Source organism: Microbacterium gallinarum, from assembly GCF_014837165.1.
Classification (GTDB): Bacteria; Actinomycetota; Actinomycetes; order Actinomycetales; family Microbacteriaceae; genus Microbacterium; species Microbacterium gallinarum.
Genome location: NZ_JACSPM010000001.1, coordinates 1005378 through 1020871 on the forward strand (window position 1 = coordinate 1005378; position 15494 = coordinate 1020871).

The 15494-nt window shown below is 70.8% G+C and carries 18 protein-coding genes; 8 read left to right on the plus strand and 10 right to left on the minus strand.

From position 1 onward, the window contains the following. Positions 1-47: 47 nt before the first annotated feature. Positions 48-836: a S1 family peptidase gene (locus tag H9622_RS04610; RefSeq protein ID WP_191764674.1), complete on the minus strand. Its 789-nt coding sequence runs from the start codon at positions 834-836 to the stop codon at positions 48-50. Between the two features lie 121 nt (positions 837-957). After that, the gene (locus H9622_RS04615) at positions 958-1635 is read right to left on the minus strand and encodes a Type 1 glutamine amidotransferase-like domain-containing protein (protein WP_191764676.1); all 678 of its coding nucleotides are present in this window, start codon (positions 1633-1635) and stop codon (positions 958-960) included. Between the two features lie 126 nt (positions 1636-1761). On the opposite strand from H9622_RS04615, the gene H9622_RS04620 reads away from it, so the two are divergent. From H9622_RS04620 to H9622_RS04630, 3 genes are all read left to right on the plus strand, one after another. Continuing rightward, complete coding sequence (locus H9622_RS04620) at positions 1762-2601, plus strand: exodeoxyribonuclease III (protein WP_191764678.1); 840 nt, start codon at positions 1762-1764, stop codon at positions 2599-2601. Between the two features lie 74 nt (positions 2602-2675). Continuing rightward, a complete protein-coding gene (locus H9622_RS04625) occupies positions 2676-3401 on the plus strand; it encodes a histidine phosphatase family protein (RefSeq protein WP_191764680.1) in 726 nt (241 codons plus the stop codon). Then, positions 3385-4230, plus strand: a complete 846-nt coding sequence (locus tag H9622_RS04630) for an NAD(P)H-hydrate dehydratase (protein WP_191764682.1) — start codon at positions 3385-3387, stop codon at positions 4228-4230. Before H9622_RS04625 ends, H9622_RS04630 begins: the two co-directional genes overlap by 17 nt. A 6-nt stretch (positions 4231-4236) precedes the next feature. On the opposite strand, the gene H9622_RS04635 is transcribed toward H9622_RS04630, so the two are convergent. From H9622_RS04635 to H9622_RS04645, 3 genes are all read right to left on the minus strand, one after another. Beyond that, entirely contained in the window at positions 4237-4803 is a 567-nt protein-coding gene (locus H9622_RS04635) for a hypothetical protein (protein WP_318247028.1), read from the minus strand. A 71-nt stretch (positions 4804-4874) separates the two neighbouring features. Then, positions 4875-5579: a winged helix-turn-helix transcriptional regulator gene (locus tag H9622_RS04640; protein ID WP_191764684.1), complete on the minus strand. Its 705-nt coding sequence runs from the start codon at positions 5577-5579 to the stop codon at positions 4875-4877. After that, positions 5580-6017, minus strand: a complete 438-nt coding sequence (locus H9622_RS04645; protein WP_191764686.1) for a VOC family protein — start codon at positions 6015-6017, stop codon at positions 5580-5582. Positions 6018-6185: 168 nt separating this feature from the next. On the opposite strand from H9622_RS04645, the gene H9622_RS04650 reads away from it, so the two are divergent. Together H9622_RS04650 and H9622_RS04655 are read left to right on the plus strand one after the other, a co-directional pair. Next, positions 6186-7445 (plus strand): sensor histidine kinase, encoded by a 1260-nt coding sequence (locus tag H9622_RS04650; RefSeq protein WP_191764688.1) that lies wholly within the window; start codon positions 6186-6188, stop codon positions 7443-7445. Continuing rightward, positions 7442-8116: a response regulator gene (locus tag H9622_RS04655; RefSeq protein ID WP_191764690.1), complete on the plus strand. Its 675-nt coding sequence runs from the start codon at positions 7442-7444 to the stop codon at positions 8114-8116. Before H9622_RS04650 ends, H9622_RS04655 begins: the two co-directional genes overlap by 4 nt. Before the next feature lie 63 nt (positions 8117-8179). Here the strand turns inward: H9622_RS04655 and H9622_RS04660 are convergent, their stop codons facing one another. Next, the gene (locus tag H9622_RS04660) at positions 8180-8749 is read right to left on the minus strand and encodes an NADPH-dependent FMN reductase (RefSeq protein WP_191764692.1); all 570 of its coding nucleotides are present in this window, start codon (positions 8747-8749) and stop codon (positions 8180-8182) included. Between the two features lie 224 nt (positions 8750-8973). Between H9622_RS04660 and H9622_RS04665 the strand changes: the two genes are divergently transcribed. Both H9622_RS04665 and H9622_RS04670 read left to right on the plus strand, forming a co-directional pair. Then, on the plus strand, positions 8974-9858 hold the full coding sequence (locus H9622_RS04665) for an ABC transporter ATP-binding protein (RefSeq protein WP_191764694.1): 885 nt from the start codon (positions 8974-8976) through the stop codon (positions 9856-9858). Further along, complete coding sequence (locus H9622_RS04670; protein ID WP_191764696.1) at positions 9855-10961, plus strand: ABC transporter permease; 1107 nt, start codon at positions 9855-9857, stop codon at positions 10959-10961. The genes H9622_RS04665 and H9622_RS04670 overlap by 4 nt, the downstream gene beginning before the upstream one ends. A 58-nt stretch (positions 10962-11019) precedes the next feature. On the opposite strand, the gene H9622_RS04675 is transcribed toward H9622_RS04670, so the two are convergent. The 4 genes from H9622_RS04675 to H9622_RS04690 all read right to left on the minus strand — a co-directional run bounded on the left by H9622_RS04675 (position 11020) and on the right by H9622_RS04690 (position 14011). Further along, positions 11020-11400, minus strand: a complete 381-nt coding sequence (locus H9622_RS04675) for a VOC family protein (RefSeq protein ID WP_191764698.1) — start codon at positions 11398-11400, stop codon at positions 11020-11022. Between the two features lie 79 nt (positions 11401-11479). Continuing rightward, complete coding sequence (locus H9622_RS04680; RefSeq protein WP_191764700.1) at positions 11480-12691, minus strand: acetyl-CoA C-acetyltransferase; 1212 nt, start codon at positions 12689-12691, stop codon at positions 11480-11482. Between the two features lie 167 nt (positions 12692-12858). Then, the gene (gene rraA, locus H9622_RS04685; protein ID WP_191764702.1) at positions 12859-13326 is read right to left on the minus strand and encodes a ribonuclease E activity regulator RraA; all 468 of its coding nucleotides are present in this window, start codon (positions 13324-13326) and stop codon (positions 12859-12861) included. A gap of 136 nt (positions 13327-13462) precedes the next feature. Continuing rightward, positions 13463-14011: a helix-turn-helix domain-containing protein gene (locus H9622_RS04690; RefSeq protein WP_191764704.1), complete on the minus strand. Its 549-nt coding sequence runs from the start codon at positions 14009-14011 to the stop codon at positions 13463-13465. 57 nt (positions 14012-14068) lie between these two features. Here H9622_RS04690 and H9622_RS04695 point away from each other — a divergent pair, with 57 nt between their 5' ends. Further along, entirely contained in the window at positions 14069-15493 is a 1425-nt protein-coding gene (locus H9622_RS04695) for an MFS transporter (protein ID WP_191764706.1), read from the plus strand. The last annotated feature ends 1 nt before the right edge of the window (position 15494 follow it).

Consider the following 15494-nt stretch of genomic DNA (forward strand, 5'->3'; position numbering starts at 1 on the left):
ACGAAGCGGGTGCGATCGCGCGATCGCACCCGCCCGTCGTGCGTCGATCAGTCCAGGAAGGGCATCACGAAGGCGAGGTCGTCGGCACGGTCGACGCGGTACACGCCGCCGGTGCCGGCGCACGTGCTGTTGAGGCCGAACGAGGTCACGCCCGCGATGACCTTGGTCGATCCCAGGAAGTTCGGGCCGCCCGAGTCACCCGAGCAGGTGCCGCCGGTGTGCGCGTTGTTCGACAGCAGCAGCGAGCCGTCGCCGGTGAAGCCGGTGTTGATCTGGTTCAGCTTCGGGTACGAGACCATCCGCAAGCGCTCGGCCTGGTCCTTCCACGACGCAGCGTCGGGGAAGCTCTTCTGCAGCCCGTAGCCGACGGCGGTGAAGGTCGCGGCCTTCTTGTTCGTCTTCAGCGCGTCGAGCTGGTCGAGTGCGGGCAGCGCGCCGTATCGCGGCAGGTCGACGGCCTGGTCGAGCACCACGACGCCCACGTCGTACAGGTAGAACGCGGCGTCGTCGTACTCCGGGTGCGTGTGCGGCGTGCCGCTGACCTCACCGGTCGTGGGGTATCCGTGGACCGCGGCATCCCGAACGTCGTCGTCGAACCACAGCTCGACGTGGTCGGCGCCGGAGGTGCAGTGCCCCGCCGTGAGGTAGACCGTCGGCGAGATCAGCGTGCCGCTGCAGCGCCACGCCGGGGCGCCGTCGACGAAGGCGACCATGAGGCCGACCTCCGGGTGTCCGTTACCGTCCGGCACGCCGTCCGTGATGCCCTGTGCCGGTGCGGCGCTGAGTCCGATGAGTGCCAATGCCGCAACGACTGCGGCAAGCGCTTTGTGGCGCATGCAGTACCCCTCTCCCTGGGTGTTGGTGGGATGAGCATGTCACCGCGATCGGGACGTTGACAAGGGTGGAATTCCGGATGCCGCGGCCTCGCGCCCCGCTTCCGGTCATTGCCCGTCGGCGTCACCGCGGGGCGTCGAAGTGCTCCCAATGGCCCTCCGAGACGACCTCTGCCTTGCCCTCGACGACCGTGATCGCCGTCTGGTCATCGATCGCATACGCGGGTCCGGGCATCGTCGCCGCCCAGCGGCGCGCCGCCTCGGTGGTGTTCTCGTCCCACCCCGGATAGTCGAGGTGCGGGAAGATCGAGAAGTCCACGACGCCCAGAGTCTCGTCGCCGCCGTCGGGTCGCCAGTCGACGAACTGCCCGCCGATGCGCGGCGTCATCACCATGCTCCCCGCGCTCACCCCCACCCACACCAGGTCGGGCATCGCGGCGAGCTCGTCGGCCAGGCCGGACTCGCGCATCCAGTGACCCAGGTAGACCGCCTCGCCGCCGTCGACCAGCAGCACGTCCGCGTCGCGGACCCAGGGCACCCAGCGCTCTGCGCGGATCGACGGCAGGGCCGTGAGCTCGAGCACGCCGACCGACTTCCAGCCGAGCGTCGTCAGCGCGCCGCCCCCCTCCCATCGGCCGGCGGTCCCCTTCCAGACGGTCTCGGGTGAGCACATCGGATGCCCCCACTGCGCGGTCGGGATGAACAGCGCCCGCGACTCGGCGATCGGCTTGCCGAGCAGATCGACCAGCGCCGCCTGGATCGACTCGTTCGTGATCCCGCCTGACGTGAGCAACAGCTTCATGAGTCCATCCTCCGCGCGCGTTCCAGTTGTGGTCTGCAACCGGTCCCGGCGACGGTACTACGACCGCGTGGCCACGTGCAACGGCCGACGCGATCCGCGTCGGCCGCTCGTCCTAGGCTGGAGACCATGCGCTTGGCCACCTGGAACGTGAACTCGATCCGCGCCCGAGTCGACAGGATCGTCGACTTCGCGGTGCGCGAGCATCTGGACGTGCTCGCCATGCAGGAGATCAAGTGCAAGGTCGAGCAGTTTCCGTTCGCCGCCTTCGAAGACGCCGGCTTCCACGTCGAGGCGCACGGGTTCTCGCAGTGGAACGGCGTCGCGATCGCGAGCCGCGAGCCGGTCGAGAACGTGCGCACCGCGTTTCCGGGCATGCCCGGTTTCGAGAAGGGACACAACGGACCGGATGCTCCGCAGGAGGCCCGTGCGATGGGCGCGACCGTCGGCGGAGTCGAGGTCTGGAGCCTCTACGTGCCGAACGGCCGCTCGCTCGGCGACCCCCACTACTTCTACAAGCTCGACTGGCTCGCGGCGCTCGAGCAGTACACCCGCGACTCACTGACGGCGAATCCCGATCTCGCACTCGCCCTGGTCGGCGACTTCAACATCGCGCCGACGGACGCCGACAACGGCGACCCGACCGTCGTGCAGGGCTTCGCGACCCATGTGTCGCCGCCCGAGCGCGCGGCCTTCACCGCGCTCGAGAGCGCCGGGCTGACCGACGTGGTGCGCCCGCTCGTGCCGACCGGGTACACGTACTGGGACTACAAGCAGCTGCGGTTCCCGCGCAACGAGGGCATGCGCATCGACTTCATCCTGGGCTCGCATGCGGTCGCCGATGCCGTGACCGGCGCCACGATCCACCGCAACGAGCGCAAGGGCGAGGCGCCGAGCGATCACGTTCCTGTGGTCGTCGACCTCGACCTGGAGGGCCCCGACGACGACGATCGCCCGATGATCTTCTGACGCGACGGCTGGTTCCCCGGGCCGTCATTGTCAAGCGCTGGGCACGGCACCCCACCCCTGCCTACTCTGGGCCCATGGCGGTGAACGAGCTCTGGCTGGTCAGGCACGGGGAGAGCGTCGGCAATGTGGCGGCGACGCAGGCGGAACTCGATGGGCTCGACACGATCCCGCTCGAAATCCGCGATGCCGACGTTCCGCTGTCCGACACGGGCCGCGAGCAGGCCGCGGCGCTCGGTGAGTGGCTCGATGAGGGCCACGCGCACATCGACGACTACTGGGTCTCGCCGTATGTGCGCGCACAGGAGACCCTGCGGATCGCGCTCGGCGAGCGCGCGACGCCCTCGCCGCCCGCCCTCGACGAGCGATTGCGCGACCGGGAGCTCGGCATCCTGGATCTGCTCACGCGCACGGGTGTGCAGCGCCTGCATCCCGAGGAGCGCGCCCGGCGCCTGCACCTCGGCAAGTTCTACCACCGGCCGCCCGGCGGCGAGTCGTGGGCCGACGTCGCGTTGCGTCTGCGGTCCTTCCTGCGGGACCGGCTCGACGGACCGGGTGAGAAGGCCATGATCGTCGCGCATGATGCGGTGGTGATGCTGCTGCTGTACGTGCTCCTCCCCCTGCGCGAGGACGAGCTGCTCGACTTCGCCGCCGAGAACACCGTGCTCAACGCCTCGGTCACTCACCTCGTGCGCCGCGACCCGGGCTGGGAGCTGGTGGCGTTCTCCGACGTCACCCACCTGCAGCGCGAGGGCGCGGACGTCACGGTGCATCCCGGGAACCCCGATGTCGAGCCGGCCTGAGCGCGTCGGTCCCGAGCTTCTGCGGGGGTGGGGCCTCCCCGATCCCGGCGATTCCAAGAAGGCACGCGGCGACGTGCTGGTCGTCGGCGGCTCGCGCAGCGCGCCGGGTGCGGCGCTGCTCGCGGGTGAGGCGGCGCTGCGCGTCGGTGCCGGGCGGATCGCCCTCGCCGTGCCGGGGTCGATCGACGCGCAGGTGGGCGTCGCCCTGCCGGAGGCCGGCGTTCTCGCGCTGCCCGATCACGCCGACGACCCGTTCGAGGGCGACCTGCTCGACCACGTGACCCGCGCCGACGTCGTGCTCGTCGGGCCCGGCTTCGACGATCCCGACGAGACGCGCGCGACCCTCCTCGCGGTGGTCGCCGCCGGTGCGCGGCGGCTGGTGCTCGATGCGTTCGCGCTCGGGGTGCTGCCGAGTGTCGAGCGGGACGCTCTGCCGCCCGACGTGGTGCTGAGCCCGAACAAGGACGAGCTCGGCATCCTGCTCGATCGGGACCTGCGCGACGAGACGACCGATGTCGCCGACGCCGCGCGCCGCTTCGACGCCGTCGTCGGGTGCTACGGCACCGTCGCACACCCGGACGGCCGCCTCTGGCGCGTCGATGAGGGTGGAGCAGGGCTGGGGACATCGGGCAGCGGTGATGTGCTGGCCGGGGCGATCGCCGGGTTCGTCGCGCGCGGCCTGCCCATCGAGCGCGCCGCGGTGTGGGGCGCCTGGATCCATGCCCGCGCCGGGTCTCGCCTCGAGGAGCGCGTCGGCCTCGGCTTCCTCGCGCGCGACCTCACGGTCGAACTGACTCCGACGGTGCGCGACACGCTGGCCGCCGATTGAGCCGGCTCAGCCCTCGGTGGCCGGCGCCGGCGTGCAACTCGCGGGCGGGTAGTTGCCACTGAGCTGGAAGTCCCAGCAGGTGAGGAAGTGCTCCTGGTTGAGTCCGAGGACGAACGCGATGATCGCCACTCCGAGCACGACTCCCGCGATGAGCCACTTCGTCCCGCGGCTCGACTCGTGCGCGAAGTCGGGGAAGGCCACACGGACGAGCACCCACAGCGTGAACGGGATGCCGATCAGCACCGCCAGGATCGCGACGACGTCGACGATCGCGATCAGCAGATCGGTCTCCTCGTCGGAGACGACGAACGACAGCACGAGCCAGACCGACGGGAGCAGGAGCAGGAATGCCCGGACCAGCTTTCCCCCGACCGGCTTCCGCTCGACGAGCACGAACACGAAGGCGGCCGTCGACGCCGCCCACACCGTCAGGATGTCGTTGAAGAAGATCTCGCCGTAGACACCGAGGGTGAACGCCGGCCACCAGGCGATCACCGCCATGCCGACCATCACCACCCCGATGGGCACGTCGCGCCGGCGGCGCTCCGCCCTGACCCTGCCGGTCTCGCTCACACCCGCACGCTAGCGGGGGCCAGCGCGAGCCCCCGGCGGCACACGCCGGGCGGCGCGGCCGCGGCCTCCGGTCACACGACCAGTTCCGACGCGCCGGTCGGGTCGATGTGGAAGGTCGCGGCGAATCGCTCCAGCAGGGTCGCATCACCCGACACCACCGCCAGCACCTCGCGGTCGATGGCCTCGGCGGGCGTGACCTCGCCCGAGATGAGCAGCCGGATGCCCGGGCCCGCCGCGAAGACGAGGCCGGCTTCGCCGTCCGGCATCGCGCCCCCGACGGGAGGGGCCGGCGGCGCGAGCTGGGCGATGCGCAGCTCGGTTCCGTCGACCTGCACGCGCAGCGCGACGTCGGCGACGTGCACCTCGTAGTCCGCCGCGGGGAGGTCGGCAGCGGCATCCGCTCGGAACGCCGTCCGGAGCGCCATGGTGAGCGAGTCCGCGGTGACGACGTCTTCGGGGGCGGGGTCGCCCATCTGCGCGAAGCCCCACCGTCCGAGCGCGAGCACCACGGGCTCGAGCCGGCGGCCGTACGGCGTGAGCTCGTACACGAGCCCGCAGTTCATGAGCGGAACGCGCCGCACGACACCGCCCTCCTGCAGCTCCTTCAGCCGCGTGGAAAGGATGTTCGTGGGGATCTTGGGCAGCCCCAGCTTGAGGTCGGTGTACCGCCGCGGCCCGACGAGCAGATCGCGGACGATGAGCAGCGCCCACCGCTCGCCGATCAGCTCGACGGCCGTCGTGACCCCGCAGTACTGCCCGTAGCTGCGGGACGCCATCTACGCCTGCGCCTGCGCCGCCGCGTAGGCGTCGGGACCCTGCTCGGCCGCCTGCGGTTCCATGAAGACGAACTCGATGCCGTTGCCGTCGGGGTCTTCGAGGTCGCGGCTGTACATGAAGCCGTAGTCCTTCGGTTCGGTCGGCTCGGTGCCGCCGTTGGCCAGGCCCGCTTCGACGATCTGGTCGACGGCCTCGCGCGACTCGCGGCTCAGCGCGATCAGCACCTGCGCGTGCGTGGCCGGGTCGGCGAACTCCTTCTCGGTGAACGTCGAGAAGTACTCCTTGCTGAGCACCATGAAGTAGACGTTGTCGTCCCACACGATGCACGCCGCGTTCTCGTCGGTGAACAGCGGGTTGATGCCCGCGCCGAGCGACGTGTAGAACGACTTGGCCCGCTCGAGGTCGTTCGTCGCGATGTTCACGAAGATGTGCGTCATTGCCCTGCTCCCTTGCCCGTGGCGGTCGTGCCGCGGTGTGCTCCGCGGCGATGGGTCGATACTTGCAAAAAGCAATTTGACTTGTCAATAGCAAGTAACCCCCGACCCGGTCCGGGCTCCGTCGTGCGGGGGATGCCCGGGCACCCGCGACAGCCCTACCGTGGAGGGATGTCCGTGAACTCCCCCGCCCGGCGCACGCCCGCGTCGCCCGGCGAGCTGCGCAACGACGTCTGGCTCGCGGTCGGCCTGCTGCTCGGCGCCGTGCTCAGCGCCGCCCTCGGCTCGGTCGCCGGCGTCTACGGCGAAGAGACCCGGCAGGGCATGCAGTGGGCGCTCCTGTATGCCTTCGGCCTCACCGCTCCCCTGGCGCTGCGGCGCCGATACCCCGGGATCGTCGCGGTCGTGATCGCCGCGGTGTTCTTCGTCGGGGTGACGATGCGCATCCCCGAGCTCTACGTCGGCAACATCGCGGTGTTCATCGCGATGTACACCGTAGGCGCGTGGGTCGACGACCGTCGCCGCGCCATGATCATCCGCGTCGCGATCATCGTCGGGATGTTCCTGTGGCTGCTGGTCACGACGTTCCAATCCGCGACCGCGCCGACCGACGAGGGCCTCTCTCGCGAGGGGCTCTTCTCGCCGTTCGTCGCGTTCATGCTGATCCAGTTCCTCGTCAACGCCGCGTTTTTCGGCGGGGCGTACTACATGGGCGATCGCGCCTATGCATCGGCACTCGAGCGGGCCGCCCTCGAGGAGCGCACCCGCGAACTCGAGAACGAGCGCGAGGTGACCGCCGCCCAGGCGGTGGCGCTCGACCGCGTGCGCATCGCCCGCGAACTGCACGACGTCGTCGCGCACCACGTCTCGGCGATGGGCGTGCAGGCGGGTGCCGCCCGCGCCGTGATGGACCGCGATCCCGATGCCGCCCGTGCCGCGCTGTCGGGGGTCGAGGCATCCGCTCGCTCTGCGCTCGACGACCTGCGCCACCTGCTCGAGACGCTGCGCACGCCCGACGGAGAGCCGCCGAACGCGTCGACCGTGCGGCTGGGCGGGCTCGCCGAGCTGGTCGCGCACGCGAACGCGAACGGCCTGCCCACGACCCTGACGGTCGTCGGTGACGAGACACCCGTGCCCGACCTCGTGCAGGTGAACATCTACCGCGTCGCGCAGGAGGCGCTCACGAACGCGCGCCGCCATGGCGGACCGGATGCCGCGGCCGACGTGCGCCTCCGCTACGCCGGCGACGCGGTCGAGCTCGAGATCGTCAACACCGGGCGCGTCGCCGCGGCGCTGCGTCCGGGCCTCGGCATCGTCGGCATGCGCGAGCGCGCGGGTGCGTCCGGCGGGACGCTCGAGGCGGCGCCGCGCGCGCGGGGCGGATTCCTCGTGCGGCTGAGCGTTCCGCTGGCCGAGCGGGTCATCGCGTGACCGGCACGCCGATCCGGGCGCTCCTGGTCGACGATCACGCCGTGATGCGCGCCGGGTTCCGCATGATCCTCGAGGCGGCCGGCGACATCGCGGTCGTGGGCGAAGCCGCGACCGGAGTGGAGGGCGTGGCCGCGGCATCCGCTCTGCAACCCGACGTGGTGTGCATGGATGTGCAGATGCCCGACATGGACGGGCTCGAGGCGACACGGCGCATCGTCGCCGACCCGGAGATCGCCGCGGCGGTCGTGGTGGTGACGACGTTCGACCGCGACGACTACCTCTTCTCGGCGCTGTCGGCGGGGGCGAGCGGATTCCTGCTGAAGAACGCCGGTCCGGAGGAGCTCGTCGCGGCCGTGCGCATCGCGGCCGCCGGCGATGCGCTGCTCGCGCCCGAGGTCACGCGGCGGGTGATCGCGCGGTTCGCCGACGGCGAGGCGTCCGCTCCCTCGCCCACGAAGAGGGCGGTGCCCGCGGGTGTTCCCGAGCTCACGGAGCGCGAGGGCGAAGTGCTGCGCCTGGTGGCGCAGGCCCTGAGCAACGCCGAGATCGCCGAGCGGCTCTACATCGGCGAAGCGACCGTCAAGACGCACGTCTCGAACGTGCTGCAGAAGCTCGGCGCCCGCGACAGGGTCGCCGCCGTCGTCTACGCGCACCGCCACGGCCTGGTCTGACCCCCCACCTAAGAGCGGAACGCCCCGAGCCCGTGAGGGGCCGGGGCGTTCCGAGAGACGGGGTCAGGCCGCGACCGGAACCGATGCGTAGCGGTCGACGAGCGCGCCGAAGGCCTCGAGGTAGCCGACGAGGAACTCGGCCGTCTGCTCGTTGGTGACCTCGCCGCTGTCGGTGAACAGGCCGGGGGTCGACTGCACGTAGCCCTCGGGCTGGCCGAGCGTCGGGGCGTTGTAGTGGCTGAGGATCGCCTTGAGGTGCTGCTGCGCCGCAGCGGTGGCGATGCCGCCGCCCGAGGTGCCGATCACGGCGGTGGGCTTGCCGTTGAACGACCCCTGGCCCCACGGGCGGGCGGCCCAGTCGAGGGCGTTCTTCAGCACGCCGGGGATCGAGCGGCTGTACTCGGGCGTGACGATGATGACGCCGTCGACATCGTCGATCGCATCCTTGAAGTCGCGAGCGACCTGCGGGTAGTCGGCGTCGAAGTCGGGCGAGTAGAAGGGGAGATCCTTGATCGGGATCTCGACCAGGGTCGTGCCCTCGGGGGCGAGGCGCTCGAGCGCCTTCGCGAGGCGACGGTTGATCGAGGTCGACGAGATGCTGCCGACGATGTAGCCGATGGTCCGCTCGGACATGGGTGTGCTCCTTCTGGAAAAACGAAAAGACGTCCCGGTGGTGACCACCGTGGACGTTCCACAATCATGCAAGCGCATGCACTCGAGATCTATTCCGACGCATGCAGACGTCGTCATCCTGGGGCTCCCCCGTGCGGCTGACCGCGCGGAATCCACCCTGAGGGGGAGGACGCGGGATCCCCGCCTCCGTAACGTCGGATGCAGGAATCGACAGGAGGAGCGGGATGCTGCAGCTGACGGGGATCACCAAGAGCTACGGAGGGCGGCGCGTGCTCGACGACGTCGCGTTCGACGTCAAACCGGGCAGGCTCACCGGCTTCGTGGGCGGCAACGGCGCGGGCAAGACGACGACGATGCGCATCGTCCTGGGCGTGCTCGCCAAGGACGGCGGCGACGTCTCGCTCGACGGCGCCGAGGTGACGGCATCCGATCGCCGCCGCTTCGGCTACATGCCCGAGGAGCGCGGGCTCTACCCGAAGATGAAGGTGCTCGAGCACATCGTGTACCTCGCGCGTCTGCACGGGTTCACGAAGGCGGATGCCACGACCCGCGCCACCGCGCTGCTCGAGCAGCTCGGACTGGGCGAGCGCCTGGACGACAACGTCGAGACGCTCTCGCTCGGCAACCAGCAGCGCGCGCAGATCGCCGCGGCCCTGGTGCACGACCCGCAGGTGCTCATCCTCGACGAGCCCTTCTCCGGCCTCGACCCGCTCGCGGTCGACGTCGTCGCCGGCGTGCTGCAGGAGCGCGCCGCCGCCGGCGCCGCCGTGCTCTTCTCGTCGCATCAGCTCGACGTCGTCGAGCGGCTGTGCGACGACCTCGTCATCATCGCCGGCGGCACGATCCGCGCGGCCGGCGCGCGTGACACGCTGCGCGCACAGCACTCCACGCGCCGCTTCGAGCTCGTCTCGACGGGCGATGCCGGGTGGCTGCGCTCCGAGCCCGGGGTCGAGGTCCTCGACTTCGACGGCGGCTACGCCGTGTTCGACGCCGACACCGACGAGACCGCCCAGCGCGTGCTGCGCCGGGCCGTAGACCAGGGCGATGTCGCGAGCTTCGCGCCGCAGCATCCCACCCTCGCCCAGATCTTCAAGGAGGTCATCCAGTGAGCACCCCCGCCCGCACCCCCGCGACCGGCCTCGGCACGGCCCAGGCCGTCTGGCTCGTCGCCGAACGCGAGATCGGCTCGAAGCTGCGCAGCAAGGCCTTCGTCATCTCGACGGCGATCCTGCTGATCGGCGCGCTGGCGCTCGTCATCTGGGGCGGCTTCGCGGCCGCGAACTCCACCGGCACCCCGGTCGCAGTGACAGCGGATGCCTCGTCCGCCGTTGCGGACGTGCAGGGACTCGACATCACCGAGGTCGCCGATCGCGCCGCCGCCGAGGCGCTCGTCGCGGACGGCGACGTCGACGCGGCCATCGTGGCCGATCCGGACTCCCCGGTCGGGATCGCCGTGATCGCGGACTCGAGCGCGCCGTCGCAGCTGCTGCAGCAGCTGTCGCAGGCGCCGACGGTCGTGCTGCTCGAGCCTCAGACCGGCAATCAGGCGCTCGGCTACCTCGCGGCGATCGGCTTCGGCGTCGTGTTCCTGTTCGCCGCATCGATGTTCGGAGGCACGATCGCGCAGAGCGTCGTCGAAGAGAAGCAGACCCGTGTGGTCGAGCTGCTCATCTCGGCGATCCCGGTGCGCGCGCTGCTCGCCGGCAAGGTGATCGGCAACACGATCCTCGCGATGGGGCAGATCCTGTTGCTCGCGGCGATCGCGATCGTCGGCCTGACGGTCACCGGTCAGACGGCGCTGCTGCAAGGGCTCGGCGGGCCGATCGCCTGGTTCGCGGTGTTCTTCCTGTTCGGGTTCATCCTGCTGGCGGCGCTGTTCGCGGCGGCGGCGTCGATGGTGTCGCGCATGGAGGACGTCGGCTCGACCACCACGCCGCTCACGATGCTGATCATGGCGCCGTACTTCCTGGTGATCTTCTTCTTCGACAACCCGCTCGTGCTGGGGATCATGTCGTACGTGCCCTTCTCCGCGCCGGTGGGCATGCCGATGCGACTGTTCCTCGGCGAGGCGCAGTGGTGGGAGCCGCTGCTCTCGCTCGCGATCCTCATCGCGACGTGCATCGCCGCGATCCTCGTCGGCTCGCGCATCTACGAGAACTCGCTGCTGCGCATGGGCGGCCGCGTGAAGCTCTCGGAGGCGCTCGCAGGCTGAGCTCGATTCCGGATGCCTCGTCCCTCGCTCTGTGCGCGCGGGACGAGGCATCCGTCGATCACTGGGTCTTCAGCACCGCGAGGACGTTGCCCGACGGGTCGCGGAACCACGCGATCGCGGGACCCATCTCGCGCGAGATGCCCTTCGCGTCGGTGGGGAACTCGGAGTCGTCGTAGATCTTGGTCACCACGCCGCGCGCGTTGAGGTCGTCGACCGCCGCCTCGACGTCGTCGACCTCGAAGTTCAGGATGGTGAAGACGGCCGGCTCGTGGTCGTCCTTCGGATAGACCATGACGCGTGCGCCGCTGCCGATCGTGAGTTCGATGATGCCCATGTCGTACTCCTGCACGGGCAGGCCGAGGGTCTCGCCGTAGAAGGTCTTCGCTGCGCCGAGGTCGGCGACGGCGAAGCTGCTGAAGGCGCGAGCGGGTGTGAACATGCTGTCTCCCTGGGTCGTGGCTGCAGCCAGCCTCCGCCTCCGGCGGCGCGGTGTCCAGGGGGTGCGGTGCAGCGCGCCGTCAGAGCCGCTCGACCACGGTCGCGACGCCCATGCCGCCCCCGATGCAGAGCGTGGCCAGGCCGTAGCGTCCGCCGGTGCGCTCGAGTTCGTCGATCAGGGTGCCGAGGATCATCGCTCCGGTGGCGCCGAGCGGGTGCCCCATCGCGATCGCGCCGCCGTTGACGTTGGTGCGCTCGTGGGGGAAGTCGTCGAGGTCGCGCATGAGGCGCAGGGCGACGGAGGCGAACGCCTCGTTGATCTCGACGAGGTCGATGTCGTGGATGCGAAGCCCCGCGCGCTCGAGGGCGAGCTTCGACGCCGGGCCGGGGCCGGTCAGCATGATCGTGTGCTCGGTGCTCACGACGGCGGCCGAGCGGATGCGGGCGCGCGGCGTGAGTCCGTGGCGTTCGCCGGCCCGCTCGCTGCCGACGAGGACGAGCGCGGCGCCGTCGACGATGCCCGACGAGTTGCCGGCGTGGTGGACGTGCTGGACAGCACCCGCCTGGGGGTACTTCGCGAGCGCGAGGTCGTCGAACCCGCCGGCGCCCATCGCTGCGAAGGCAGGGGGCAGCGCGGCGAGGGTCTCGACCGTCGTGCCCGGGCGGATGATCTCGTCGCGCTCGAGCAGCGGCGTGCCGTCGGCGCCGCGGACGGGGATCACCGACCTGTCGAACCGGCCCTCGTCCCAGGCGCGGGCGGCGCGCTCGTGCGACATCGCGGCGAAGCGGTCGACGTCTTCGCGGGAGTAGTCCTCGAGCGTCGCGATGAGGTCGGCGCTGATGCCCTGCGGAACGGAGTCGGGCGAGATCGCCGCCGCACGGTCGGTCGAGAACGGGCTGCCGTCGGAGCCCATCGGCACGCGGCTCATCGACTCGACGCCGCCCGCGAGGAAGAGGTCCTCCCAGCCGGACCGCACGCGTGCCGCCGCCTGGTTGACGGCCTCGAGCCCCGAGCCGCAGAAGCGATTGAGCTGCACTCCCGGTACCGAGTCGGGAAGGCCGGCGGCGAGCGCGGCGACCTTCGCGATGTCGGAGCCCTGGTCGCCGATCGGCGTGACGCATCCGAGGATGACGTCGTCGACTCCCGCGGGGTCGAGACCGGCATGCCGGTCGCGCAGCGCGTCGATGAGCCCGACGACGAGCTCGTGCGGCGCCGCCCCGTGCAGTGCGCCGGTCGCCTTGCCGCGACCGCGCGGCGTGCGCACGGCGTCGTAGACGTAGGCATCGGTCATGGCGTCTCCCTTGCTCGCTCGTTCCATCGTGCCACCGTGCGCCCGGTCCCGGCCGCCGAGCGGGCGCGCGGAGGCGCCAGCGTCAGGGACACGCCGCGCGGGCGGGCCGGCGGACCTGCCCGGACGGGCGCGTCTCCTCACTGTGGCGCGGCGGCCGGCACCCCGCGTCAGCGCTCGACGAGCACGCCGTCGGCGTCCGCCCAGACGTGCCGGCCGGGCGTGAAGACCACGCCCGCGATCTCGACGGGCACGTCGGCCTCACCGACGCCGTCCTTCGCGCTCTTGCGCGGGTTCGACCCGAGCGCCTTCACGCCGATCGGGAGGGCGGCGATCGCCTCGCGATCGCGGATCGCGCCGTGCACGATGATGCCGGCCCATCCGTGCTCGACCGCCGACGCGGCGATGAGGTCGCCGACGAGCGCCGACTGCAGCGAGCCGCCGCCGTCGATCACGAGCACGGCGCCGTCGCCCGGTGTCGCGAGCACGGCCTTCACCAGGGCGTTGTCGCGGTGGCAGCGCACCGTGCGGATCGGTCCGTCGAACGCCACCCGCCCGCCGAGGTCGTGCAGCTGAAGGGAGAGCGAGTCGAGCGCGTCCCCGTGCTCGTCGTAGAGGTCGGCCGTCGCGATGGTCATGCGGCCACGCTACGACGTCCGCAGGGCGCTCCGCGCGTCAAACCGTCGGGAAGAATCGCCGGATTTCCTCGGCGGTGAAGCCCGGAGCGGGCGTTTCTCCCGACGGTTTGACGCGTGGCGTCTCGCCCCACGCCGCTCAGCGACCGGAAGGCGACGGGGCGGGCGGGTTCAGGTCGGGGTGCAGCGCTGTGAAGAGCGAGTACGGCTCACCGTCGGGGTCGGGATCGCGCTCCTTGAACTCCTCGAGCAGGTCGACGATGCGCTGCTGCAGCTCTGCCTTGTGTTCGGCGTTCAGCTTGAGGCCGAGCCAGGCGGTGTCGAGTTCCTCGGGCTCGACGCCCTCGATCTGCTGCAGGAAGACTTCGACCAGCACGCGACTGCGGTGCGGCATCGGGGTGCGCCAGGACAGACCCGTCGCCCGGTACGGGACCTCACGCGCGCCCTGAGCTCCGACGCGCTCGGGCTGCGCCGCGAGGAAGCCGGTCTGCACCAGCGTGCGCACGTGATGGAGCATCGTGCCCGGGTTCACCCCGAGGAGTTCGGCGAGCTCCTTGTTCGTCCGCGCCTCGAAGGCGCACAGCCGCAGCACGCGCAGGCGCAGCGGTGAACTCAGCGCGCGCAGGCGCGCCTCGTCGGCGGGATCGGTCGACGGGCGCACCTCGGCGCCGACGCGCTGCTCGGTCACCACTCCAGACTAAGCCAGTGATTGACAACTCTCAATCAGTGTCGGACACTGATTGGCATGTCCCAATCACCGGACGCGCCTCGCTCTCCCGATGACGTCGATGTCGACGACGCGATCCTCGCGGAAGCGCGGGCGGAGGCATCCGGAACCTCCTCCGCCGCGCGCGCCGACGCCGCAGCCGATGCGGATCAGCCCGACCCGCTCCCCCCGCGATCGCGGGGCGCATCGCTGTGGCGGGACCGCAACTTCCTGACGCTGTGGAGCGGCCAGGCGCTCAGCCAGTTCGGTGCGCAGATCGCCGAGCTCGCGATCCCGGTGCTCGCGGTGCTGCTGCTCGATGCCACCGAGTTCCAGGTGGGCGTGCTCAATGCCGCCAACGTCGCCGCCTTCCTCCTGGTGGGGCTGCCGGCGGGCGCGTGGATCGACCGCATGCGCAAGCGCCACGTCATGATCGCCGCCGACGTCGTGCGTGCGGGCGCGCTCGCACTCGTCCCGCTCCTGTGGATCCTCGGGGTGCTTCAGATCTGGCACCTCGTCGTGATCGCGGCGATCATCGGCATCGCCACGGTGTTCTTCGACGTGTCGTACCAGAGCATCGTGCCGTCGCTCGTCCGCCCGAACCAGATCGCCGAGGCGAACGGCAAGCTGCAGTCCACCTACGAGCTGGCCAATATCGCCGGTCCGGGATTCGGCGGCTGGCTGATCGGCGTGGTCACGGCACCCGTCGCCGTGCTCACGACGGCCGGCACCTACGTCGTGTCGGCGTTCGCCCTCCTGGTCACGCGCGACCACGAGGAGGAACACGACCCTGCGCAGCGCGGCCCCATCCTCCACGAGATCTGGGAGGGCCTGCGCTTCGTCTTCACCGAGAAGCTGCTGCGCCGCATCGTCGCGACGACGGGCACGTCGAACTTCTTCAACACGGTGTCGACCACGCTGCTGCCGCTGTTCCTGCTGCGCGAGCTCGGGTTCTCCCCCGCGTCGCTGGGCCTGATCTTCTCGCTGGCGTCGGTCGGCGGACTGCTCGGCGCCATGGCGACCCCGCACATCGTGCGGCGGATCGGCGAGGCCCGCGCGATCCCGGCTGCCGCGCTCGGCTTCAGCTTCGTCGCCCTGCTGCTGCCGGTGGCGGCGCTCACCCCCGCCTTCGCGTTCCCGCTGCTCGTCTGCCAGTTCTTCGTGATGAGCTTCATGGTGCTCGTGTACAACATCACGCAGGTGACGTTCCGGCAGCGGATCACGCCGCCCCGTCTCCTCGGGCGCATGAACGCCTCGGTGCGCTTCGTCATCTGGGGCGTGATGCCGATCGCCGCGCTGCTCGCCGGTGTGCTCGGCACGTGGCTGGGCGTCATCCCGACGATGTGGATCGGTGCGATCGGCCAGCTGCTGTCAGCGGTGTTCGTCGTGTTCTCGCCGTTCTGGTCGATGCGCGAGCTCCCCGACCAGCACACCGGGGGTGCCGCATCCGCCGCCGAGGGCTGAC

What these genes read in the sequence shown, in the direction of transcription:
- H9622_RS04645 (WP_191764686.1), bottom strand. Translation starts at nt 6,017, where the DNA reads ATGACGCACATCTTCGTGAACATCGCGACGAACGACCTCGAGCGGGCC.
- H9622_RS04640 (WP_191764684.1), bottom strand. Translation starts at nt 5,579, where the DNA reads ATGGCGTCCCGCAGCTACGGGCAGTACTGCGGGGTCACGACGGCCGTC.
- H9622_RS04620 (WP_191764678.1), top strand. Translation starts at nt 1,762, where the DNA reads ATGCGCTTGGCCACCTGGAACGTGAACTCGATCCGCGCCCGAGTCGAC.
- H9622_RS04615 (WP_191764676.1), bottom strand. Translation starts at nt 1,635, where the DNA reads ATGAAGCTGTTGCTCACGTCAGGCGGGATCACGAACGAGTCGATCCAG.
- H9622_RS04695 (WP_191764706.1), top strand. Translation starts at nt 14,069, where the DNA reads ATGTCCCAATCACCGGACGCGCCTCGCTCTCCCGATGACGTCGATGTC.
- H9622_RS04660 (WP_191764692.1), bottom strand. Translation starts at nt 8,749, where the DNA reads ATGTCCGAGCGGACCATCGGCTACATCGTCGGCAGCATCTCGTCGACC.
- H9622_RS04675 (WP_191764698.1), bottom strand. Translation starts at nt 11,400, where the DNA reads ATGTTCACACCCGCTCGCGCCTTCAGCAGCTTCGCCGTCGCCGACCTC.
- rraA (WP_191764702.1), bottom strand. Translation starts at nt 13,326, where the DNA reads ATGACCATCGCGACGGCCGACCTCTACGACGAGCACGGGGACGCGCTC.
- H9622_RS04650 (WP_191764688.1), top strand. Translation starts at nt 6,186, where the DNA reads ATGTCCGTGAACTCCCCCGCCCGGCGCACGCCCGCGTCGCCCGGCGAG.
- H9622_RS04625 (WP_191764680.1), top strand. Translation starts at nt 2,676, where the DNA reads ATGGCGGTGAACGAGCTCTGGCTGGTCAGGCACGGGGAGAGCGTCGGC.
- H9622_RS04680 (WP_191764700.1), bottom strand. Translation starts at nt 12,691, where the DNA reads ATGACCGATGCCTACGTCTACGACGCCGTGCGCACGCCGCGCGGTCGC.
- H9622_RS04665 (WP_191764694.1), top strand. Translation starts at nt 8,974, where the DNA reads ATGCTGCAGCTGACGGGGATCACCAAGAGCTACGGAGGGCGGCGCGTG.
- H9622_RS04610 (WP_191764674.1), bottom strand. Translation starts at nt 836, where the DNA reads ATGCGCCACAAAGCGCTTGCCGCAGTCGTTGCGGCATTGGCACTCATC.
- H9622_RS04630 (WP_191764682.1), top strand. Translation starts at nt 3,385, where the DNA reads ATGTCGAGCCGGCCTGAGCGCGTCGGTCCCGAGCTTCTGCGGGGGTGG.